Genomic DNA, 24,077 nt, shown 5'->3' on the forward strand with positions numbered 1-24,077 from the left:
CTTATTTCCTTCTTGTTCAAACTCTTCAATTAATTTATTGACTTTTTTTACGCTGATATCACTCATATCTTTCAACCATTTAATTTGGGGTTCTTTTAATCTAATCTTTAATTATTGAGATTAGATTAAAGTACAAAGCGCATTTAAGGGCTAATAGCTTATGGAGTAATCACCCCAGGTTAATTAACCCGAATCGCGGATAAGAAATAAACTTGAAAAATAAGAGGACTAGAGCCATCAGTTGAGTTACCAAACCTAAAGCTTTAGCCCCGATGTTCAATAGTAACGAATTATTCTGCGTAATTGATGATTTCTTTCTGAAATTTGAAGCAACTTATTGGAAATTTTCTAAATAAAGTCATCAGTCTATAAGAATTCGAATAGCCCAACTCAGCCTCTCAGAAATTAGTTTTATCGTCATTTGGTATATTTAGGACTTGGAAAAATTAGGCTTCATAGAAATGTCATAATTTAGAGATATTAATGTCATCGAACTGGATTAAAAAAGAATAAAAAACCCACAATAGCAAGCTGTTATGACTAAAAAAATATCCAGACGTGAACTGCTTAAGACCTCCATTGCAGGCTTCGGTGCTTTGTCTTTACCCATATCTTTGACCGCTTGTGGCAGTGATGAGGATGCTTCAGATCAAGCTCAGGCACATCCTAAAGTCGCTTTTAAACATGGGGTGGCCAGTGGTGATCCCTTACAGGATCGGATAATTCTATGGACACGCTTAAGTCCGGAAGATGAAAACCTGCGTTATCAGGTGCAGTGGGAAATTGCTGCCGATCAGGATTTTCGCCAGATAATCAATACAGGACAAGTTGAAACCAGTCGGTCGCAAGATTTCACGGTTAAAGTCGATGCGGATCGTCTATCGGCAGGGCAAACTTATTTTTACCGTTTTAAGTGTGCATCGGTATATTCATCTGTCGGTCAAACCAAAACTTTAGCCACGCAAAGCAAGCTGGTGCAATTTGCCGTTTGTTCATGTTCCAATTATCCAGCCGGATATTTTCATATCTATCAGGAAATTGCCCAGCAAGACCTAGATGTGGTGATTCATTTAGGGGATTACATTTATGAGTACGGGATGGGTGGTTATGCGACTGAACAGGCTGCAGCATTAGGCCGAAGTCTGGCTGCAGATAATGCTGAGGAAATCATTAAACTGGAAGACTACCGCAAGCGTTATGCCTTGTATCGAACTGATGCGGACTTACAAGCAGCACATCAGCGTCATCCATTTATTGTGGTCTGGGATGATCATGAGCTGACCAATGATACCTGGGAGCAGGGTGCGGAAAATCATGATGTTTCAGAAGGTGATTTTTTTGCACGTAAGCTGGCTGCTTTGCAGGCCTATTTTGAATGGATGCCGATTCGTCCAGTGTCTGAAACAGATCATTTGAATATTTATCGCCAGTTTAATTTTGGTGATCTGGTTCAGCTGAATATGCTGGATACTCGTATTTTGGCGCGTAACAAGCAATTGCAATATGCTGACTATCTTACCGCGACAGGACTAGATGCCAATAAATTTCAGACAGATTTGCTCAATCCGACGCGTACCTTGTTAGGACATACACAACGTGAATGGATACTGAAACAACTCAGCCAATCGAATGCCGTCTGGAATGTGCTGGGTCAGCAGGTGCTGATGAGCAAGATGCTAATTCCGGCCGAAATTCTGGCTGTTTTGGGGCAGATCACCAGTGGTCAGGCCACTGCAGATGTGTTGCTACAAGTGCGTCAGATGCTGACAGAACTGGTAGGCCTAAAAATACGCTATCTGCAAAATGATCCAACTTTGACAAAGGCAGAATTAGCCAGAATACTGACTGTTGTGCCTTATAATCTTGATGCCTGGGATGGGTACGTCGTGGAGCGTGAGGTGATTTATACGGCTTGTAAACAGCTGAATAAAAAACTGATTGTACTTGCAGGAGATACCCATAATGCCTGGAACTCCACTTTGAGAGATCAAGCCGGCAGTACAGTCGGGGTAGAACTAGCGACCAGTTCAGTTTCATCACCGGGTATGGAGAAGTATTTGCAGATTCCCTTAGCCCAGTTACAGGAATTTGAAATGGCATTTACTACGCTAATTGATGAGCTGAATTATTGTAATTTGAATCAACGCGGATACTTGAGTGTTGCATTTACCCCGGATCAGGTACAGGCGAACTGGATTTTTATCGATAGCATCCAGAATCGTAGTTATCAGGTTGATCAAAGCCGTGCGTATCAGCTTCAATTAGATCATGAATTAAATGAAATCAAACCGTTAAAGCAAACTGCCTAAGCTGCTTAGAGTTTAAATATCCGGGCCAATGCCCGGATATTTTTTTATAACATTTCATCCCTATAGCTATCAATATCCAGATGTTTGATCGTATTTGCAATACTGATGCTCATATTTTAGTAGCCGCGTATATAATCCGGCAAAGTGAATTAATTGCTGTTTTAGTTCGGCATACCGAGGATCATGGCTTGAATAAAAACGTAATTTTAGTCGTAGCAGGCAGGTTTTTTATAAGCCCAAAAACAGATTTTATGTAATGGGAACAAAAATCATGGCAGCCAAGGCCCAAGGAATTAAGAGCTTGGCTTTGTCCCTGATTCCGCGGATTTTAATTTGGGGATTTACGCATTGTTATGTGCATATCAACTCACCCATCAAAATAAGCCAAAAATTCTAATTATAGAATCAGTGGCTTAAACAGGATTCGGGTTAATTAAGATGTATGGTTTAATAAGTGCTGTTGTGCGATATACATGGGCTTATCCAAACTTGGTGTACATTGAATCCATGTTCCATCTGCTTGAAGCTCCCATGCACGGCGGTTATCTTGAAGATAATTCATTAAGCCATCTTGCAGAATTTGTTTACGAAGTTTTTTATCTTCGATTGGGAAACAGGTCTCGATGCGAGAGAATAAATTACGCCCCATCCAATCTGCACTGGCGCAATAAAGCTTGTTTTCGCCCTGATGGTAAAAATAATAAACCCGGGTATGTTCTAAAAAACGTCCCACAATTGAGCGGACTCGAATATTTTCAGAAAGCCCTTTCACTTGTGGGCGTAAGCAGCAAATTGAACGGACAATCAAATCGATTTGAACGCCCGCTTTAGATGCCCTATATAGGGCATCAATTAGTTGAGGTTCAGTTAAGGCATTTACTTTAATAATAATCTGCGCTTTTTTGCCTGCTTTGCTATTTTCAGTTTCAGTTTCGATGAGTTCAATCAATTGAGAATGCAGAGTAAATGGTGCATGAAAAAGTTTTTTCAATTTGACCATTTTCCCCATGCCTGTGAGCTCCTGAAAGACTTTATGGACATCTTCACAAATATCAGCATCACTGGTCAGTAGTCCATAATCAGTATAGATTTTGGCATTCATTGCATGATAGTTACCTGTGCCTAAATGAACATAACGTTTAATTTTGTCTATTTCACGACGCACGATCAGAATCATTTTGGCGTGGGTTTTATAGCCAACGATCCCATATACAACAACCGCCCCAGCTTCTTGTAATAGATTGGCAACTTCGATATTTGACTCTTCATCAAAGCGAGCACGTAATTCAATCACTGCTGTGACTTCCTTACCATTTCGTGCCGCTTCAGCAAGGACTTGCACAATTTCAGAATGTACACCACTCCGATAAAGGGTTTGTTTTATGGCTAACACATGTGGATCATGGGCTGCCTCTTTCAGTAGCTTAATGACCGGAGCGAAAGAGTGAAAAGGGTGATGTAATAAAACATCTCCGGTTTTTAATACCTCAAATATGGATTTTTTCCCATACAACACTTTCGGTAATTTTTGTACATGGGGAGGAAAACGTAACTCTGGCAAATTGAAGTTCGATATAAAGCGCGCCAGATTAAGCGGGCCGTCAATACGATAGAGTTGCTCTTGCTTAAGATCAAATTGTCCAAGTAAATAATCAATAATATTTTCAGGGCAATTTTTAGTCACCTCAAGTCTTACAGCCCGACCAAAGCGCCGTGAGGATAGTTCATCTTTTAAGGCAATTGCTAAGTCTTCAACATCTTCTGAGATAGTTAAATCTGCATTACGTGTGACCCGAAATTGATAACATCCAGTGGTGGTTACCCCTGGAAATAACTCATGAAGATGTTGCTGAATAATGGCTGAAAGTAGAATGTAGTGTTCATCCTCGCCAGAAATACTATTAGGTAACTTTACTAATCTAGGTAATGATCGTGGTGCGGGAACAATCGCCAAATCAATTTTTCGTCCAAATGCATCTTTACCTTCTAGGGTTACAATGAAATTTAGACTTTTATTCACTAGCCGAGGAAAGGGGTGGGCTGGATCTAAACTGATAGGTGTGACCACAGGTCGAACTTCATTATGGAAATAGTCCTTAATCCATTCTTTATGTTTTTCGAGGATGTCACCATACTGAATGAAATGAACACCATGTCCTTGCAGTTGTGGTAAGAGATTATAATTAAGTATTTTATACTGTTCTTCGACAGCTTCGTGTGCAAGTTTGGAAATGGTGGTGACTATATCTGAGAGGAGTGAGTTATCTGGACGAGCTCTAGCATGATCTGAAAGTTCAATTTGTTGCATTAAACTGGCAACTCGTATTTCAAAAAACTCATCCAGATTACTTGAAAAAATAATTAAAAAATTTAATCGTTCAAGTAAAGGGTATTCAGTATCTTTCGCCTGTGCCAACACCCGCTTATGAAACTCAAATAGTGAGAGCTCTCTATTTATATACTTTTTTAACGGATGTGATGAAGAGTTTGAAGACACATTTAAGGTAGTCATTTATGGCTCTTATAAAGTCAGATTGCAGCGCTGAAGGAAGCTAATAGAAAATTCTTTAAAGCCTTTGAAAGAGGTTAATTGACTCTTTGTAAATAAAAAAATGACTAATTCTGTAGAAAGGCTAAGAATTAAACTTTATTCAACTAAGCATTCTGTGACTGTTTCATGACATATTTATGACATCGTACTGTATTGTTATTTCATCTGGGTAATATTCAGACTTTTATCTGAATTTAGAAGAAAAGGGGCAACGTTGATTTAAACCGGGACAACTTGGGGGCTTAATGAGAAAAATTCTAGAAAAGCGATTTCACTAAAACTGTCATCAGTTATTCATAGTGATGTCATGTATAAAAACTAAGCTATTTTGAATTTTAACAACTGTTCAAAATCATTATGAATATAAAACCAAAAATATTGAGTTTAAGTTTAATACTTATGGGGTGCTCGTTTTCTGCACATGCACAATTAATGTTTAGTCAGTATATAGACGGTACATCTAATAAAAAGGGTTTGGAAATCTATAACCCTGACAGTTTAACAGTGAACTTAGCTGATTATGAGATTCAACAATTTACTAATGGTTCAACCACGAAATCTGCGACTTTTCAATTAGAAGGTTCATTGGCAAGTAAAGCAAAATACATTATTGGTCGAACAGAGTTGCAGGCAGTAATTGGTAATAAAGTCAATCAAGTGGCAGGACTTGCATTTAATGGAGATGATACCTTGGTCCTGTTTTATAAAGGTACTCCAATAGACCGTTTTGGTCGTGTGGGAGAGGATCCAGGTACTGGTTGGGGAGTGGGTTTTAGTAGTTATCAAAATAGTTTGTCACGTACTAAAACTTCAAATAATGTAACTTCAATTGATCCTGCAACAGCATTTGAGTTAGAAAGCGAATGGTCTAAATGGTCTGATCGAAATGAGTTTTCCCAGTATTTAGATACAAGCGCGCCTATAACCTCCCCCGTTACTCCTATCAGTTGTAATACAGCAGATACGGCGATTGCGGACCTACAATCTGCCGCAGAAAATCAACCATATGTTGTTCGTGGTGTTATTACCGCAGACTACCGTTATGACAATGGTTTTTCTGGTTTTTATATACAAACGCCCGATAGTAAAGCCAAATCCAATTTAAGTAATGCTATTTTTGTCTATCTTCCTGCAAGTAGTAAAATCACTGGAGGAAAAGTAGGTGAAGAGGTTATTTTAAAAGGTCGTTTAACCTCATATCAAAACCAACTCCAAATAGATCAACTTGATCAAAATATTCAAACCTGTAATACACAAGCATCCAATACAGTCACGGCACAGGCACTTAATTTACCGTTTACCAGTTTGACGGAGATAGCAGGAAATGTACCTAAACGCTATCAAGGGATGCTGGTTAAAATCCCACAAACTTTAACGATAAGTGAAAATTACAATTACGGTCGTTATGGTGAGCTATCTTTAAGTTTAGGTCGCTTGTATATTCCAACTAATCTATATCCTGCAAAATCTGCTGAAGCAGTTGCATTAGCCCAGCAAAATCTGCTTTCTAAAATTATCTTGGATGATGGCTATAATAATCAAAATAGAACACCATTACTTCCGCAAAACTTCAATGCCATAAATACATTAAGAACAGGTTCTGAACTGAAAAATGTTGAGGGGATTTTAGAATATCGTTTTAATGCATGGCGAATTCAACCGATACAGGGGAAGGTACAACCTGAAATTATCAAGGATACTAATTTACGTCCTTCAACGGTGATTCCAAAAGATGTTAAACAAATTCGCGCTGCGGCTTTTAATGTCTTAAATTATGATAATGGTTCAGAAAAAGGTTTCCCAACAGAACGTGGTGCAAGCTCAGAAACTGAGTTTAAGAAGCAACATCAAAAAATTGTCAGTGCTTTAAAAACAATTGATGCCGATGTGTATGGGTTAATGGAAATCGCAAATAATGGTTTTGATGATAAAAGTGCAGTGGCATACTTATCGCAAGCCTTAGGTGCAGACTGGAAATATGTCATTCCAACCCAAATGACAAAATTAGGTACAGATGCAATTGCAGTTGCGATTATCTATAACAGTAAGCGCGTAAAACCTGTAGGTGAGCCTGCAGTTTATGATGATCAGACTGAAAAGAACCGTGTCACCATGGCGCAAAGTTTCCAATCTGTAAATGGTGGAAAAATATTTACGATAGTACCCAATCACTTAAAGTCGAAAGGCAGTTGTCCTACCGATAAAACTCTGGCCGATGCTGATCAGGGTGATGGTCAAGGTTGCTGGAATGCAACACGTTTAACTGCAGTACAAGAACTTATGCAGTGGATTGCAAAAAATCCAACACAAGTGGCTAAACCAAATTATTTGTTGGTCGGTGATATGAATAGTTATGCTAAAGAAGATCCGATTTTAGCATTAGAAAAAGCCAATTATAAAGTCTTGCTCAATGACGAAAAAATTGGACAAGGTAAAACAGCCTATAGTTATGTATTTGGTGTTGCAAGTGATGCCAATGGCAATGGGGGCGCAGGAAACCTAGACCATGCAATTGCTGATGCAGACTTATATCCAATGGTGAAACGCGCTTTTGCTTGGCACATCAATGCTGATGAGCCGACGGCCTTAGACTATAACGAAGAATATAAAACAGATGAGCAAATTGCAGCATTCTATAGCGATGATGCATTCCGTTCTTCCGATCATGATCCTGTAATTGTTGATATGGATTTAAACGAAAATATATCGAGTAATCCTGATACAGGAAAAATAAGCGGTGGCAGCATGGGGATCTGGTCAATGTTAACCTTAACGGGCCTCGTTTTAGTTTCCATGATACGCAGACGTAAATTTTGATATGAGTTCATCGACTGTAAATTAAGAAAACTGACGAAATAAATTTAATCTATAAGGGGAAATTTCATATTTCTCCTTATTTTATTGAGTGCTTAAAAAATTAGCCAAGCAATAATCAAACATATGCTTATTCAAAATTTATAATTTAAGCTTGGGGCATGAAATGAAAAGTTCCCTAATGGGATAACTTAACCATTTGTTAAAAAACAATTAGAAAAAATAGTGAATGTCATGAATTTTAAACAGCAGACCTACATGATGTTTGTTTAAATTATAATCAGGTGGGGTGGTCATGTCTTTTAATAATAAACTAACTAGGTATTCGGGTTTTACATGCAGTTTATTAGTTTCTAGTATGTTTTTAACTGGGTGTAATAATGATAGTAAAGAAAATACGAATATAACGCCTGTTATTCCTCCTAAACCGCTGGAAGTCAATTTAGTACATATTAATGACAGTCATTCACATTTGGATGAGGAAAGTACTATATTAATGCTTGAAACTTCGATGGGTAAACGTGAAGAAATACAAGTCTCTAATGGTGGTTTTGCACGCGTTGCTGCGTTGATGAATACTTTGGCAAGCACTGAGAAGAATCCAATAAAAATTCATTCAGGTGATGCCATTACTGGGGACCTCTATTTTACTTTGAAAGAAGGTGAAGCAGAGGCAGATCTCATGAATAGTGTTTGTTTCGATACGTTAACGCTAGGTAATCATGAATTCGATAATACGGATGATGGCTTAAAAAAATTTATTGGATTCTTAAATGATAAAGGTAATTGTGAAAATAAAACCCAAGTCTTGAGTGCAAATGTCGAGTTTGGAAAAACTTCAGCACTATACCAAACTAACCTTGTTAAACCTTATACAGTTATGGAAAAAGAAGGGCAGAAAATTGCTTTAATTGGTTTAACGATTGCCAATAAAACTAAAAATGCTTCTCGACCAAATCAAGATACTGTATTTAATGATGAAGTAGTTACTGCACAAAAATATATTGATGAGCTAAAACAGCAAGGCATCAATAAAATTATTGTTCAATCTCATTTAGGGTACGGGTTAGAAAAAGATTTAGCCACTAAATTGTCAGGCGTTGATGTCATTGTTGGCGGAGATTCTCATACCTTGCTGGCAGATGCGAAACTTAAAAGTTACGGTATAAGCCCAGAGGGTGACTATCCCACTGTATTAAAAAATAAAGATGGTGATCAGGTCTGTGTTGTACAGGCATGGCAATATAGTTATGTCGTCGGACAACTCAAAGTCAACTTTGATGCCGATGGTAAAATTGAAGCATGTGCAGGAAAAGCCAATGTATTGATTGGCGATGATTTTAAACGTACAGCTAAAGATGCTCCAGCATTGATGAGTACGGAACTAGATTCTATTAAGCGAGATATTGAAAATAGTAACTCCTTACGTATTGTACAGCCTGATGCTATAGCTTTAAGTATTTTAGAACCGTATAAAGTCGCTAAAAACTTATTAGGCAAAGAAAAAGTTGCCATTGCTAATGATAATTTATGCTTACGTCGTGTTCCAGGAATGACCAAAGATACATCACGTTCTAGTTTAGGTGATGTCTGCAATAAAGCAGATTTTATTAATCAGCATGGGGGTGATGTACAGCAGCTGGTTGCCGAAGCATTTCTACAGCAAGGTAAAAAATATTTTAATGCAGATATTTCAATCCAAAACGGAGGAGGGGTAAGGGTAGATCTGCCTCAAGGTGATATTACGGTAGAGAAAATTTATACAGTGCTGCCATTCAAAAATACCTTAGTACAATTAAATGCAACTGGCCAAGAAATTAAAGCAGTGCTGGAAGATGCCATGGATGCTGTTACGAGTAATAACACAGGCAGTTATCCATATGCGGGTGGACTACAATGGGATGTAGATTTAACTAAGGCAAAGGGTCAGCGTTTATCCAATTTAAAGGTTCGAAATGCACAAGGTCAATATCAGCCATTAAATATGAATCAGACCTATCAAGTAATTACCATCAACTTTCTGGCTGATGGTCAGGACTTTTACACAAGCTTTAAAGACATTACTGGTGAGCGTCGTATAGATGTGGGATTAGATTATGCAGAAGCATTTTTGCAGTATGTAGAAGGGTTACCTGGTGAAAAAGGGCAAAAGGCCTTGTCCCGATTGCCAGTTGAGCAATACAGCACGCAAAATTATAAAGAATAAAAAGGATTTATTGATAAAAGATAAAAATTTTGGCTCAGACCGATCCATAGTTTTAAAAAAAAGAAGCTCCATTGAGCTTCTTTTTTTTAAAACTATGGATTAGAGAAATATTACTTTTTAAATTTTCATTCAAATTAATTTAAAAGGGGAAATAACTATTCCGATTCGTAAAGCGTATATTTGGTCTATATAGTACAATGGAAGTTGATTACATAGTTTTTGCTGGAAAATCTAAGGTTTGTCGTAATTTTTTGAAAGACGTTAAGTGATATTTAAGAATCAAATAAACTATTTTCATCATAGTGAAATAATTTGATTTTATATTTAGTGCAAATAAATAATACTGAATAATTAGTGATACAGCGCAAATTGATCTGTTTAATTTGGGAGAGTTAAACAGATTTTTTTCTTGAAAAAAATATCTAATCCCTAGCCGAAATTGTTACGGCACTAACAGCCCCGTCAAGTTATTGAGCGGGGTTTTTCTTTTCTTATTGGTGGTACACATGATCCTAGACAGTATTGTAGACAACCGATCCCTCTAAATTCTTAAAATATTTCTGTTCAAAAGCTTCTGGGCTTAACCAACCATTTGCAGAATGCCTTCTGACCCGATTGTAATAAATCTCAATATAGTCAAACAAGACAGCATTCGCCTCTTTTCGAGTGGCAAACACACTGTCATGTACCACATGACCTTTCAATGTATGAAAAAAGCTTTCGGTCACTGCATTATCCCAACAGTTCCCTCTGCGTGACATGCTTTGAATACAGTTATTCGTTAATAATAGCGTTCTAAAATCACGACTACAGTACTGTGAGCCTTGATCCGAATGTACCATGACACCCGTTGGATACCCCTGACGAGCCATTGCATAATGAAACGCATCACACACCAATTGACGGTCTATTCGATGGCTGGTTTGCCACCCCACAATACGACGACTAAATAGATCCAGCATCACACATAAATACAGCCAACCTTGCTTGGTACAGATATAGGTAATATCCGTTGTCCAAACCTTGTTAGGCTGAATGACTGTAAATTGACGCTCTAACAAATTGGGTGCTGTAGGCAAACGATGGTTTGAATCAGTCGTATGCTTGTATTTACGCGCAATCCTGCTGCGTAAACCCAGCTTTTTCAGCATTCTTCCAACAGTGCGTTCACTCATGCTGTAACCTAAATCATGCATGTCATGTACCAATGAAGGTGCACCCAATCGTGCATGATGCTGCCAATATGCGGCTTTTAAATCATTATATTTCTGCGCTGTATTGGCCTGGCGTTTTCGCCAGGCATAATAGCCTGAAGTGCTGACACCCAAGCATTTACAGACAGAAGATACAGTGACTCTATTCACCGCTAGATCTTGAATTACCGTGTACTTTTCTTGGCATGATCTGTCAGAAAGTACACATGCGCTTTTTTTAAGATGTCATTGGCTTCCCTGAGCTGTTTGACTTCTTTCTCTAATTCCAAGATCCGCTGTTGTTCTGGTGAAAGTTGACGTTTGCTTGAACCTGCTGGATTGGTTTCACGAATCCATTTATCTAATGTTGAATAACCCACACCTAATTTCTGGGCGACTGCAGCTACAGACTCGTGTGAGTTTGAAAGTGCATAATCAATTGCTTGCTGTTTAAATTCTGGACTAAAGCGTTTAGCCATTTCTTGTATCTCCAAAGTTAACGTTACGTTATCTTTAGAGGGAAGTGCTGTCCATTATTTTGGCTAGGATCAATTTACCTATAGACAACAACTGGATCGAAGTGCGACACGAAGTCGCTTAATGAAGTTGTTCCCCCTGCGGGAACCACCCGTGTCACCGGGTGAATCTAGAAGGCTGAATAAAGAGCGCCTTCGACAATGTAACGAGGCACCGCAAGGTGCGGGGTATCAATCGTGAGAGGCGTACCCTTCTGGCAGCCATAGCCGGACAAGGGCTAGATAATCGGTATGGTGAACACATGTGAATCTGCGTAACGATCGTTAAGTTGAACGGCGGAAATGGCTGATACGCTCGAACCAAAACGGTAATGGAGGTGGGAATTGCGTCTTTCGACTACGCATTCGTGACCCATACGCCTCCCGGTCGATAGCAGGCACCTAAGCCGATGTACTTCAGTAAGCGGAACGTGGAAATCCCGTATTACTCCCATTGGGAAAGCAGTTTGCAAAAACTGCCCATGGTGATGCGGGCGAAGGAACGAGGAAAAAGCGAATGCCAGTCTGTAATGGGTTGGATAGAGGTTGAAACATTACCCCACGCGAAAGCGGGCTGACGTCCTTATGGTCTCTCATCACAAGAGAGTGTGTAGAACCCTTTTAATGGAGGGAGAGCAAATGAATGCAGCAGTATCAGCGTGTGCACCTTCCAGCACATCGTGGGACAGCATCGATTGGATTGCTGTACAGCGTCATGTCAGAGGGCTGCAAGCGCGTATTGTGAAGGCGGTACAAGACGGCAGGCATAACAAGGCGAAAGCTTTGCAATGGCTGCTGACTCACTCGTTTAGTGGCAAAGCATTGGCCGTCAAACGAGTGTCTGAAAACAAAGGCAAAAACACGGCTGGGGTCGACAAGGTGACTTGGAATACACCCAAGGCCAAGACCGGTGCGATGATGTCGTTGAAGAGGCGAGGTTACACGCCCCTTCCGCTTCGGAGAGTCCTTATTCCGAAGAAAAATGGCAAGATGAGACCTCTCGGGATACCCACGATGAAATGCCGGGCCATGCAGGCGCTCCATCTGCTGGCTTTGGAACCCATCGCGGAGACCATCGCTGATCGGAACTCTTATGGGTTCAGACCGCAACGCTCAACCGCGGATGCTGCAGCACAGTGCTTTGGTGTGCTGTCAAGAAAAGTAAGTGCGGAGTGGGTGCTAGAGGGTGACATTCAAGGCTGTTTCGACAATATCAGCCATGACTGGATGATCGCCAACCTCCCAATGGACAAGGTGATTCTACGGAAATGGCTCAAAGCCGGTTACGTCTACCAAAGCAAGCTGTTTCCCAGTCGTTCCGGAACACCGCAAGGAGGTATTATCTCCCCGGTGCTGGCCAACATGACCTTGGACGGACTGGAAACGATGCTGGCGAAGAGGTTCTCTAACGCCAAATGGACAGGCAAAAAGCTGCAACTGGTACGGTATGCGGATGATTTCATCATCACGGGGTATTCTAAAGAGTGGCTCGAAAATGAAGTTCGTCCTGCCGTGGTTGAATTTCTGGCGCAGCGCGGTCTCGTGCTCTCTCAGGAAAAGACCAAAATCACGCACATAGGGAACGGGTTCGATTTTCTTGGCTGGAACGTACGTAAGTACAACGGCAAGCTACTGATCAAGCCGTCAAAGGCAAACATCAGCGCTCATCTTGACAAGCTGCGAGCATTAATCAATGCAAACAAAGCGACACGACAGGCCACTTTGATCGGTTTGCTCAACCCGATTCTAAGGGGTTGGGCCAACTATCATAGTCATGTCGTTGCCAAGAAGGTTTTCAACCAGGTAGACAACGCAGTGTGGGAAATGCTCTGGCGATGGGCTGTACGTCGCCACCCTCGCAAGACACTCCGATGGGTCAAAGATCGGTATTTCAAAGTACAAGGAGCGCGTCGATGGGTGTTCTCATGTGATGAACAGTCCGCCGATGGTCGGAAGCGACAATACACATTAGTGTCTGCCTCGGACACGCCAATTGTGCGACATATCAAGATCAAGGCTGCTGCTAACCCTCATGACCCCGCATGGGATGAGTACTTCGAATCCCGATGGGGTAAAAGAATGCTGGTCTCCGCAAAGGGGCGAGCCAAGCTGTATCGGGTGTGGCTAAAACAAGGTGGTCGCTGCTGCGCCTGTCTTAAACCAGTCACCAAAGATACACCATGGCACAGCCGTCATATTGTGAAGCTAAGTCATGGTGGAACGGATGCAGTTGCTAATCTTGAGATTTACCATCTGTATTGTCCGAGGAGTGTTCAGTTTGCCAATGTCAACGATGTATAACCGGGTGCCGAATGGCGCCTTAGCAGAGGCTTGAGCCGTGTGCTGGGAAACTCGCATGCACGGTTCTTAGGGGGTTGGACGTAGGTAACTGCGTCTGACTACCCGACAATCAGATGCGTCCTTGGGGCGTAAGAACTGGCTGTTTGCTGGCTCGCTACGCAGTGGTCAGCGAGCGGCGAACCTCATGATGCTGATTCAGTCAGCAAAGCTGAATGGGCTTGATCCGTATGCCTATTTAAGTGATATGCTAAAAAGGCTGCCGACACATAAAGTCACCCAAATAGAAGAATTACTGCCACACCGATGGAAACCCAACTCAAATTAAAAAATAGCTATGGGGCTCAGCGGACGCTTACGATTCAGTAAAAAAATCGTCGAAATAACCATTACCGCTCAGGTCTTTGCTTGTTATAGAGCCTCTATCAAGTAGTGAATTGAAAACCTCACATGAGGTTTCAGGCAATAATGCACAATTGTGACAAGCAGCTAAGTTCATGCCATTAGGACCCTGACCACCGTTATCTCCGACTTCACGACAAATAGGATCTGAGCTACACCAATTAGAGCTTTCTATAGCCTTTTTGATGACTGGTTGAAAGACACTAGGCTCAGCCATGCGAACAAGCCCTCCCAATGATCCCTCACTATCACCAGCTGCGGTATATATCAGAAGACCACACATTTCTATTTCAGGAGTATTACTTACGTATAGTCTTTCTCTTAAAGATGCAGTGCTATATCCACAGTCAAAAATAAGTTGGTTAATTAAAAGATGAGAAAAAGTATGAACTAAAAGGAATGCTGGACCAATCTCTCCAATATTTTGAAAAAGAGGAGCTTTATTTGCTTTTTCAATAAGGGTTCTAAAAGCTTGTCCCTTTTCAAAATTTAAAGACCATTGCTTAACTTTTTCTAGATTAAATTGAAGAAAAATTCCTTCACCATGGACTTGAACTGCTGGTAACCAGTTTGCATCACCATTAGTAGATTCTCGTAAAGATTTTTTATAATTATCTATTGTTCGATTTGTTTGCGGTTCTATACGGTCAAACCCATAAAATGCATTTGTGATGGTTAACTCTTTAACTTGAGTAACTGCGGAAAAGCAGTCTTGAAACCACATCTCAAAAGTGTCAATTGCTAGAGGTTTGGTAATTAAAGGACCTTTAGTGGCAATATCAAGGAGGTGTTGATATTCTTGAAATTTATACTTTGTATCAGTAGTTGGTAATTCTGTAGTTTGCTCATCTTTCTGTTGATCATTAAAAAATGCAAATATCTCATCTTTTGAATATATGCCATCAGTAGCCATACTCATCAAATTAACTTTTTGCTCTATATCACCGCAAGTATTGATCATTTCCTTGGAACTCAAAGGTAAATTTTCAAATTTTTCCTCTAGCTCATCATTTTGGTTGCTTTCGTTTATTGGAATTTTAATCGAAGAATCTGTTTTGGAAAAATAAATATTACTTGCTTGTCTTAAAGCAGCAAATAGTGGCTGACTACAAGGTTCGAAGCTGTTACATCCTAGCCAAGGTTTGTGTCCCAAGCATTGAATACCATTATCTTTAAATATTGATGATGGTCCCGCCTCTCCTTCCGGAGGTTTGGTAAAGATACCCGCAAGTGAAACTGGTCTAGAACCATGTGTCAAACATTTAACTTTTACACCCGAAATTGCAGTACTACCTGTGCCTACAAGTGCTAATTTACAAGTCGATTCATTACAATCAGAATTGTTATGGCTATTCAGCCACTCAAACCATGGAAAATCTTGTAAATGTCCATTATGACAAGCACAGACAAAACGGGATTGATATACTGGTGCTTTACAATGTTCGCATCTATGTTCATCTTCACTCGTTGGTGAAATTCTAACTAGGCGTTGGCAACTTGTGTTGCTACAAATGTGCCAGTATGGAAATCTAATTGCAGGAATAGGGCTCCGCAATTTTTGATGACCATCTAAAGTAGTTTCATCAGGAGGTATTCTAAAATGATCTACTCCTAATTTATGGGCCAAGCGTTCATCATTAAATTTATATTGTTGATTAATTACGCCACTACTTAAAGGTTCAAGTGTTCCATCTTGAGTAAACCAATAATCTAAACCGCATGCTATCATGGAGATACCATTTTTATTGATTTGCATAGCACCAGGGCCAAAAGTATGAATTAATTGGCCTTTTCGTGTTTTAACTTCACTCTTTTTACTCATCCCAATCATCCTCTTCTTCAAATTGGTCATAGACTCCTGTTATCCATAAACTAGATTCTTTATCGACATTACGCATACTAGTTGGACAACATATTTTAGCTTTGGCGCTACGAGCAGTACCTAGTGGAAGTAAAAGATCTTGTTGTGCTGGTTCACTATCACGTTTTAATTGCCCCCATTCATTGTACGTAGTTTTTATCTTATCCCAACGTTTTAAAAAATGATCAAAGAAGCTGGCTAAATGAGTTTGTTCATCTTGAGTCATTGAATGAGCCCTAAGTTTAAATAGCTCATCTACCCATTTTACTATTAAAGATTTATCAATATCACTTGGCTTGGCATCTATAGGGGATGTTTGACGTACATTAGCAATAGTAATAGCTCCTAGCCCCCTTTTTATTGCAGGTCTAGAAAAAGGAGTAACGGATGAGGGCTCAACTTTTGCATAAAGTCTTTGATGGTAGCCTCTAAAATCTTCGTAATGAGATTTATCGCGTGGTTTCGAGTTATTATAGATAGTGACTACTAAACCTGGACGCTCATCAGCTTTTCGACCAACACGACCTGATACCTGAATGTATTGTGCAGTGGTTTTTGGTTGACCAATAATAGACATTAATGATAATCGATCAATGTCAACACCAACCTCAATAATACTTGAGGCTAAACAAAATGCTCGTACATTATAATTGATGCATATCTCATATAGTTTTTTACAGTTCTTTGGGAGCTTTAATTGGGTATTTTGTCTAGTAAGGTACATTTTTATATTTTCTAGACAGTAATAATCTTCCAACCAGATTTTATTCTCTCTTTCAATACGTTGAGTTAGTTGTGATGTGTATTTCGACAGCTCAGGGTATTTGCGTTCTAGATCTTTTAATTCACCACCTAGATTTTTGTAAATGTCACTCAAATCAGATAAGTTAAGCTTTTTTTCCAGAGCAACTATAGCTTTCGGGATTTCATCATCCTTTAATCGGCTAGTAAGTTCCATCCCTTGGTCTGGGTAAATTCTTCTAGGAAGGACCCATCTTGGATATCGTCTCTTTTGCTCTAATAAATAACCAACAATATCGGATTGGAATAGGGTGATTGCCCCACCTAACTCCCTAATACTATTATAGAAAGAAAGTAGTGTTACCCATGGGTCCCTTTGCTCAATTTCAACTCTGTTAGCAGCAAATAGTAGAGCAGATTGTGTGCGGACTTGTGTGGTCAAGATTGATCCTAGACCTGGTGCACATACACCTACATACTTACGGCCTGGCAGTAATTTACCTTCTGAATCTCTTGAATATTTCGCAAAAAATGAGTCTTCTGCATCAAGTCCAGGTGGAGGAAATATACTTACATCTTTACGTCCATATATTCCATCTATCTGCTCCCGATATCCTTTAGTTGTAGCAGTAGCGCAGATTATTTTGGGCTTTCGAATAATACCATTTAAATCTTCTGAGCATAATTTCTCAATAAGTGGTTCATATAGAGCGACCATAGATCCAAGAGGGCCTGAGATTAAATGAAGCTCATCTTGAATAATTAGTTGAGGTGGTAATGCACATCTTTTTCCATTATCGTCTAAACCAAAAATACTACGTATTTTGGGTTGCCAAGCAAGCATTGCAAACTTATCGACTGTTCCAATAACTACTGAAGGACGTTCATCGTAAATATCTTCATCAATTACAAAAACGGGGATTTGTTTGTGAAAAAGACAATTGGTATCAACACAAGAGAAAATTACTGAATTAGATTCTTTACTTTCATTGTACCCAACAACAACTTTCGAATTATCATTAATATTAACAATCCCCATTTGTGTCCCACAATATGGACATCTGTCAATCAAAAATGGATTATTAGTTTCCTTTTTTTTCTTAAGATTCGATTTTAATTCATTAAGCTTTGTAATTGCTTGAGAGCGCTTATTTGGCGTATTTTCCCCACCAACCCAAAGCCCGATACTAAATCGTTTTCCTGGAATTTTTTCTTCTTGACGTATGGCTTCAAGACAACATATGAGAGTTGCAGCACGCTGAAGTTGCTGTGCCGTCAAAAGACGCAAGGTATAACGCATTAAGACATGTACACCATCAGCTTCATTTCCATTTTCCAATCGATTGTAGATTAAAGTAAATGCCGCAAGTCCTAGATATGCTTCAGTTTTACCACCTCCTGTTGGAAACCAGATAAGGTCTACTTTTTCATGATCTACATGAGTATTGTCAATAGCTCCTTGTATACACATAAGCAAAAAACCAATTTGGAAAGGACGCCATATTCCTTTGGCACCTGTATTTTCTTTAAATGGTGTTTTTACATAAGGATGTCCATTTTGGTCGAATCCTATTTCTCGGATTGACTTAGGTGCATGTTTTTGTTGATTCAACATTGCTTTATTCGCAAGTTGAAATGCACGACGAACTTTTAAATTTGTTTTAATTAGAGAATATCCTGCTTCAATGCGAACTAAGGCTTCTTGGCAGTTTCTAATATGAGTTTCAGCTGTTTTTTGTAACTTTGAATCTAAGCCCAATGCGTTAATATTTTCTAATTTTTGGGAAATCCAATTAGAGTAAGCGCTTATGAGAGCTTTGATTTGTTGCTCACCTTCGCCACCTATTTCAAAGTTTGCTAGAGCTTCCATAGAAATAACTAGACTATTATTATTATCAATTTCAACTTCAGCTGAGATACTAGGTGTTTCAAAAGAGGGTAGAGATTCTGTAAAAACAGAGGTTACTGCTTTCGTTTCAGAATATGGGGTACTATTCCAGTTTGAAGCAACTCCATGGCCTTTTGCGAAAACTGGGGCATTTCTATATAGCAAGCGATTGCTTAATTCATCTTCACTCAGGTAATCATTTTCTAGTTCTGGATAGGGAAGAATAGCTGGTGAGTCAATATTCGGTACGATGACTCGGAGCTGTGTTTGGAACATACATTTCTGATTTTTTTCAATGAAAGAAGCATTTAATGTATGACGATTAACCACTGCTACAGTTATTAGCAACTTCCCTTTATGCTCTCTCTTAACGCCTTCGATATAAAAAGAATTTAGTAAATCCTCAGGATTATTAGATTCATTAGCTATTTTAAATTTAAAGTTTTTATTTAGCTCTGAAATTTTCTTTTTGAAATTAATCTTAATTGGTTTTCTATACCACCAAGTTTCTTGTATTTGGCTTGTCCGTTGTATATTAATTTTAAAATTTTTATAAAAAGCACCCGAAATTTCAAATACGATTTCATCGGTAAGTTTTGGATCAAGCAGAAATGAAAGACCAATACTTGATGGAGCTTTACTATTAGTTAGTGCAATATCAAAATCGTTAGAATCATCATCACTTGATTGTCTAATGCTATTAATTTGTTTGTTATTCTGTATACCATCAAACTCATTTTCTGACTCGTCTAAATCTTCCGGTATTACTGCTGGAAGTTCTTTTGAGCTATTAGATTCTAACTCCATATCCTGTGGATAGATAACACCAACACCATATCTTTGAGTTGGAAAAACCTTTAGGATCTCTTCTCTATCTGTTTTTGTTACAAAAACTGTATTTAACTCAGCTGAAATTGTTGGGGGATTGATTACATCTATCTCTTCTCCATAAGCACAAGGACCAACCAATTCTTCGTGCAATGTTTTTAAAACTATATTATCTCTAATATCAGCACCATCTCTCATAGTTTATTCCCTCCGAATTACTTATTTAATGCTTTTTTAAATCGTGTTTGAAATGTCTTTTCAATCTTTTTATGAAAGAGAAAGTGAACAGAATCAGTTGCTCTTGTGGCCCCGGTAAACATCATTTTTTGTGCTTCCTCCGATTCAATTTCATCAAAATCTATAAGAATAATGACTGGTGCTTCAAGCCCCTTAAATTTATGTATTGATGTATAGCTCAAACCATCTGGGTCTAAAGTATAAACTTTAGCATTTAGGAGCTCTTTATTCTTATGTGCTAAACTTTTTGATTCAGCTACTTTGGATAAGATAACTATATCCGAATAGTTAAAACCTTCTTTTAAGCAAGTTTTCAGAATTTCATTCAATTTTTTTAATTGTTCAGAATCATTAGAATACATATAGTACTGAGAGTCTAAAATTGAAGACTGAGAACGCAGATAACTTTTGTATGGTGAGTCCATTGCAAGCAAATTTAGACTTCGACGAGAAGATGACTCTGTATTTCTGCAATTTTTATAAAGTTTATAATTTATAAAACTTGGATTTCTTTTTCTTAGATTATCAATTAATTCGGACTCAGAAACATTTTTACTATAGATAGATTGATATACAAAATCACCGAAAATATGCCATTTACCATAGGTGAGTCCTTTATCTAAAAGTAGATCAAGACAGTCTAACCATAGATTATTTCCAATAATATCTTGTGCTTCATCAATAATAAGAAGGTCATATGAGCCATCCTCTGACTTATTGATAATGTTAGAGTAAGCTAATTGAGGCAGCTCGTTATTCCAATAATTATATTGATCCTCAATGCTAGGAGAAGTTTTAGGGTCATAAGACTTTAATAAGGCATGTAAAGTTGAGACAGTTATGTTGGCATAACCATTAAGTTGCTTTTTTAGATGTTCACTAAGCAGCTTATTCATACAAATGAATAATACTTTGCTACCTTCTTTTGCAGCTCTAATAGCAGACTCTATAGCTATAAACGTTTTACCTGTCCCCGCAGGACCACTAAACAAGACACATGAATGATCTGCTAAAGAGTCTAGTGCATCGAATTGTTCAGCCGTAAATTTTAATAATTCTTTTTCAATGGTTTCACTATGATTAGCAACTTGATGACTTAATTCTAGATTTGGGCGAAGTAGTTTAATTAAATTTGAAATATCTTTTTCATCAGGTCGATCAGGGTTATATCGTAGCCATTGTGCTGAGTTCTTTTTAAGTAATTCTTCACGAGCAAGTGAAATTTTCTTTTTCAGCAGTTCGGATAGTTGCCCACTTCTAAATTCTTTACTTGATGCATAACTAGTTCTGTCAACTTCAACACTCTCAAGTGTTACTTCGCAATGAGTAAAAATGACCAATGGGAATATTGGAATCTCTTTTAATAATACATTATTGTTTGAAATATATTTTTGAAGGCTGAACATTGTATCCTTAAGTTGTACAAAGGGGTTTCTAGAGCCACTCTGATCACTTCTACCTAGAAACCAAATACCATCTTCAATTCGAATTTCACGGTGTGCTTTAATTTCAATTGCTATCATTCCTAGTTTAGGAATGATAACTAAAAAATCTATTTCACCCATTATTCTAGTTTGATGATGAGTTGGAGCAATATTCAAAGAGTGAAGGATAGTCCAATCTGAAATATTTTCTTCTAGAGAAATTCTCGTAAAGAATTCTATTTCTCCTGGGCTTGGTGTATTTGGGTCAATTCGTTTTGGAATCATCTTTGGCATTTATTGTTTTCCTAAAGCGATTAGTGAAAATTGAATACCTTGAATTTTATAGTCTGAATTTAATGGTTCATTATTTTTAATACTCTCTAAATAGTCTTTGACAATCTCTAGGCCAATGACTTTTTTATAATGCCCTTCACTAATAGAGTCCCCCCTCCGTTTTCGAGCAAATTCAAAGAACCGTTCAATCTCATGCTTATCCGTAATTTCAGAAAATGATAAAACAGCTCTGTAATCCTCGTAGCTTCTTGGAGCAATATTTTCTGGGTCATACCAGTTCTTAATATTAGGAACATTTGCTCTTATTGCTCCTAGCTTTGTTAATTCCTGTGCAAGCTTTTCGATATTAATATGATCACGCAATGGTTTTTTCCACTTTTCCATAATTAGGTTCTGTTTGCGTTTTAAATCTTCTGAAGTTAAATAAGATGTATCAATTTTATCAACAATGTATTTTATATCTTGAATTTGCTCATTATTTTCAAAATTTGAATATTTGATTTTTCCATCTTTGGAAATTACAAGATATTCCTTATTACATTCTATAAATTTGGTTTTATTGTGACGATCAGTAATTTCTATTTTTAGGAGTAGTTGATCACAATTTGTGAATGAAGATGTGTCAGAGTTTTCAATCATCTCTTGAGAGTAAAGTGCTGAAAATTTTGAATAAAACTCCTGACTGGACTTAACTGATATCACTTCATTTTTTTTTAAATTTAGGTTGTCGGTAGTAATTTCTAAAGATTGATTATTGGGGGCCTTAAATATTGATGTGCCAACACCATGAATAAATGAGTTTTCTGGATGAATAAGAATAAATGTTTCAGAAGGGGGGAGCGTAATTAACTCAGGTATCCATTTTGCTGGAAGAAAAGTGATAATCGGTATGTCAAAATATTGCTCTCTGGCAATTTTAGGGAAGATTGGTTGCACAAAACCATGTAGACCATTTTTTTGAAGTAGTGGAGAAAAATACTGCCATTGATCTGTTGATTCAACTAACAATCCATACATTTCTTCATTATTGTTGAGAATTAAATTTTCTAATGTTTCTAATATTATATTGCTGATTTCAATAAATTTTACTGAATCGAAAATTATTTTAGCCGTATTGATTATTTCAGTACGATAACCTTTAATCCTAAGACCTTTACATGCATCTCTTATTTTAGTTAATTCATCTTCAAAAATTTCTTTTGCTGAAATAAATTTATTTAATAGCAGATAACATTGATCCAATACAGTGGAAATTTGATATTCTCCACTATGGATGGATTGTAAATGTTTGATCGCATTAATGAAAAATATTAAAGGTTCATATCTATATGGTGCTGAAATAATAGTAGTATTTTCAAAGTTTGGAAAAAAAGAGTTCATGATATTGATTCCCGCATGAGCGTGGCAACTAATAAGGCTCTATTTGTAATACCAAGTTTTAGTAAATTAGATGGAATACTTTGAGGTTCTATAGAGGTAAGCCTATTATTTGCATAAAGATCATTTACTTGTGAAATTAAATCTTGGTAACGGTTATGGGTGGGAGATAGTATGATCAGGAAGCGCCCTTGTTCAATATTTTCAGGAACATCATTAATCCAAATCTGACTCTCAAATCTTTTAAAGTCAAAGCTTTTAGGAGAATAGGCATTTATGTCAGAAAACTTACCATTCTGAGAGGATAAATTTAGTAGGCATTCCATTGTTAATTTAAGGGTACTTGGTATGAATAGAGGCACTTTTTTCCAATAATCAAGTTTAGCTTTCGCATCATGACCTATAAGTGCTGGATAAAAAGAATTAGTTAAGTTGCGTATATCATCTGAAGAGATATCATGTTTACCTAACCAATTTTGAGGTGTTTTATGTGGAAAAATTTTTCCATATTTTTCAAGGTAAATACTAGGTTTTGCATATCTGACCGGTTCGGAGATGGAGTTTGAGCGTACTTTACGGTATCTATACCAATAGTATTTCTGACCATCAAAGTCTTCAGTATTATCTATTACTGCATGAACGTATTTCTTGTTATCTTTTTCGCATGGAAGTAGTAAGCAGGTATTTGGTGCATAAGGAGGCTTTATTTCAATTTTTGCACCATGGCAAGCTGCAAGTGCTGTTAAGTATGGTGTTTTTGAGATAATAGCAATACATTTGAACTCGTTATCTACGAATAAGCTTTTTGATAAGGCATAAAGTAGCTGGTATTGCCTTGGAAAGTTATTTAAATTCATTTTCACGATTTTATTTAAATTAAGTTTTAAAATGCTTTTTAGCAGGAAATTGTTTTTTCAGTTTACTATAAATCATATTGCCCTCCCTAATACCATAATATTATTAAAAATAATAGTCTAGTATCTACGTGAAAATTTATGAATTTTTTATCTAAAATTCAAATAATAATTAATTTAAATTTGATTTTGTAATCGCACATTCAATGTCACCGTGAAACATATCAATGCATTTTATGCAGTTCCTGAAGCTAAACTTTAGGAGCTGATTCTTTTCTGTCATGA

At 37.8% G+C, this 24,077-nt stretch carries 11 protein-coding genes and 4 pseudogenes; 7 read left to right on the plus strand and 8 right to left on the minus strand.

Annotated elements, in window-relative coordinates; all coding sequences use genetic code 11:
- Window positions 1-272: 272 nt before the first annotated feature.
- Together F890_RS17795 and F890_RS00145 are read left to right on the plus strand one after the other, a co-directional pair.
- Window positions 273-428: pseudogene (locus tag F890_RS17795) on the plus strand (IS982 family transposase); the annotation flags it as partial.
- Between the two features lie 108 nt (window positions 429-536).
- Complete coding sequence (locus tag F890_RS00145; RefSeq protein WP_004280933.1) at window positions 537-2,309, plus strand: alkaline phosphatase D family protein; 1,773 nt, start codon at window positions 537-539, stop codon at window positions 2,307-2,309.
- Window positions 2,310-2,353: 44 nt separating this feature from the next.
- Here the strand turns inward: F890_RS00145 and F890_RS19290 are convergent.
- A pseudogene (locus F890_RS19290) lies at window positions 2,354-2,566 on the minus strand (hypothetical protein); the annotation flags it as partial.
- 70 nt (window positions 2,567-2,636) lie between these two features.
- Between F890_RS19290 and F890_RS19360 the strand changes: the two are divergent.
- A pseudogene (locus F890_RS19360) lies at window positions 2,637-2,726 on the plus strand (IS982 family transposase); the annotation flags it as partial.
- A gap of 16 nt (window positions 2,727-2,742) precedes the next feature.
- Here F890_RS19360 and ppk1 read toward each other — a convergent pair.
- Window positions 2,743-4,821 (minus strand): polyphosphate kinase 1, encoded by a 2,079-nt coding sequence (gene ppk1, locus F890_RS00150; RefSeq protein ID WP_005105077.1) that lies wholly within the window; start codon window positions 4,819-4,821, stop codon window positions 2,743-2,745.
- A gap of 393 nt (window positions 4,822-5,214) precedes the next feature.
- On the opposite strand from ppk1, the gene F890_RS00155 reads away from it, so the two are divergent.
- Both F890_RS00155 and F890_RS00160 read left to right on the plus strand, forming a co-directional pair.
- Complete coding sequence (locus tag F890_RS00155; RefSeq protein WP_374956223.1) at window positions 5,215-7,677, plus strand: ExeM/NucH family extracellular endonuclease; 2,463 nt, start codon at window positions 5,215-5,217, stop codon at window positions 7,675-7,677.
- A gap of 292 nt (window positions 7,678-7,969) precedes the next feature.
- On the plus strand, window positions 7,970-9,880 hold the full coding sequence (locus F890_RS00160) for a bifunctional metallophosphatase/5'-nucleotidase (protein ID WP_005105082.1): 1,911 nt from the start codon (window positions 7,970-7,972) through the stop codon (window positions 9,878-9,880).
- Window positions 9,881-10,392: 512 nt separating this feature from the next.
- Here F890_RS00160 and F890_RS00165 read toward each other — a convergent pair.
- Window positions 10,393-11,552 (minus strand): IS3 family transposase gene (locus tag F890_RS00165; RefSeq protein WP_122365491.1). Its coding sequence is split into 2 segments (ribosomal slippage): window positions 10,393-11,318 and window positions 11,318-11,552, totalling 1,161 coding nucleotides; the frame shifts between segments, so codons are not numbered across the junction.
- Between the two features lie 675 nt (window positions 11,553-12,227).
- Here F890_RS00165 and ltrA point away from each other — a divergent pair.
- Both ltrA and F890_RS17805 read left to right on the plus strand, forming a co-directional pair.
- Window positions 12,228-13,889 (plus strand): group II intron reverse transcriptase/maturase, encoded by a 1,662-nt coding sequence (ltrA, locus tag F890_RS00175; protein WP_005265392.1) that lies wholly within the window; start codon window positions 12,228-12,230, stop codon window positions 13,887-13,889.
- A 118-nt stretch (window positions 13,890-14,007) separates the two neighbouring features.
- Window positions 14,008-14,214, plus strand: a pseudogene (locus tag F890_RS17805) (transposase domain-containing protein); the annotation flags it as partial.
- A gap of 27 nt (window positions 14,215-14,241) precedes the next feature.
- On the opposite strand, the gene drmB reads toward F890_RS17805, so the two are convergent.
- From drmB to F890_RS00200, 5 genes are read right to left on the minus strand one after another with little or no spacing between them, the layout of a single operon-like run.
- The gene (drmB, locus tag F890_RS00180; protein ID WP_005265393.1) at window positions 14,242-16,110 is read right to left on the minus strand and encodes a DUF1998 domain-containing protein; all 1,869 of its coding nucleotides are present in this window, start codon (window positions 16,108-16,110) and stop codon (window positions 14,242-14,244) included.
- Window positions 16,103-19,804 (minus strand): helicase-related protein, encoded by a 3,702-nt coding sequence (locus tag F890_RS00185; protein ID WP_005265395.1) that lies wholly within the window; start codon window positions 19,802-19,804, stop codon window positions 16,103-16,105. Before F890_RS00185 ends, drmB begins: the two co-directional genes overlap by 8 nt.
- 17 nt (window positions 19,805-19,821) lie before the next feature.
- Window positions 19,822-21,561: a nuclease-related domain-containing DEAD/DEAH box helicase gene (locus F890_RS00190; RefSeq protein WP_005265396.1), complete on the minus strand. Its 1,740-nt coding sequence runs from the start codon at window positions 21,559-21,561 to the stop codon at window positions 19,822-19,824.
- Window positions 21,562-22,941 carry a hypothetical protein gene (locus F890_RS00195; RefSeq protein WP_005265397.1) on the minus strand — a complete coding sequence of 460 codons (1,380 nt, stop codon included), beginning with the start codon at window positions 22,939-22,941 and terminating at the stop codon, window positions 21,562-21,564. It abuts the gene before it with no gap.
- A complete protein-coding gene (locus F890_RS00200) occupies window positions 22,938-23,795 on the minus strand; it encodes a hypothetical protein (RefSeq protein WP_005265398.1) in 858 nt (285 codons plus the stop codon). Before F890_RS00200 ends, F890_RS00195 begins: the two co-directional genes overlap by 4 nt.
- Window positions 23,796-24,077 lie beyond the last annotated feature (282 nt).

Source organism: Acinetobacter sp. CIP 64.7 (assembly GCF_000369745.1).
Lineage (GTDB): Bacteria > Pseudomonadota > Gammaproteobacteria > Pseudomonadales > Moraxellaceae > Acinetobacter > Acinetobacter fasciculus.

Bases quoted from the DNA above. Each gene is read 5' to 3' on its own strand.
- F890_RS00145 (WP_004280933.1), top strand. From the start codon at position 537: ATGACTAAAAAAATATCCAGACGTGAACTGCTTAAGACCTCCATTGCA.
- ppk1 (WP_005105077.1), bottom strand. From the start codon at position 4,821: ATGACTACCTTAAATGTGTCTTCAAACTCTTCATCACATCCGTTAAAA.
- F890_RS00160 (WP_005105082.1), top strand. From the start codon at position 7,970: ATGTCTTTTAATAATAAACTAACTAGGTATTCGGGTTTTACATGCAGT.
- ltrA (WP_005265392.1), top strand. From the start codon at position 12,228: ATGAATGCAGCAGTATCAGCGTGTGCACCTTCCAGCACATCGTGGGAC.
- drmB (WP_005265393.1), bottom strand. From the start codon at position 16,110: ATGAGTAAAAAGAGTGAAGTTAAAACACGAAAAGGCCAATTAATTCAT.
- F890_RS00185 (WP_005265395.1), bottom strand. From the start codon at position 19,804: ATGAGAGATGGTGCTGATATTAGAGATAATATAGTTTTAAAAACATTG.
- F890_RS00190 (WP_005265396.1), bottom strand. From the start codon at position 21,561: ATGCCAAAGATGATTCCAAAACGAATTGACCCAAATACACCAAGCCCA.
- F890_RS00195 (WP_005265397.1), bottom strand. From the start codon at position 22,941: ATGAACTCTTTTTTTCCAAACTTTGAAAATACTACTATTATTTCAGCA.
- F890_RS00200 (WP_005265398.1), bottom strand. From the start codon at position 23,795: ATGAATTTAAATAACTTTCCAAGGCAATACCAGCTACTTTATGCCTTA.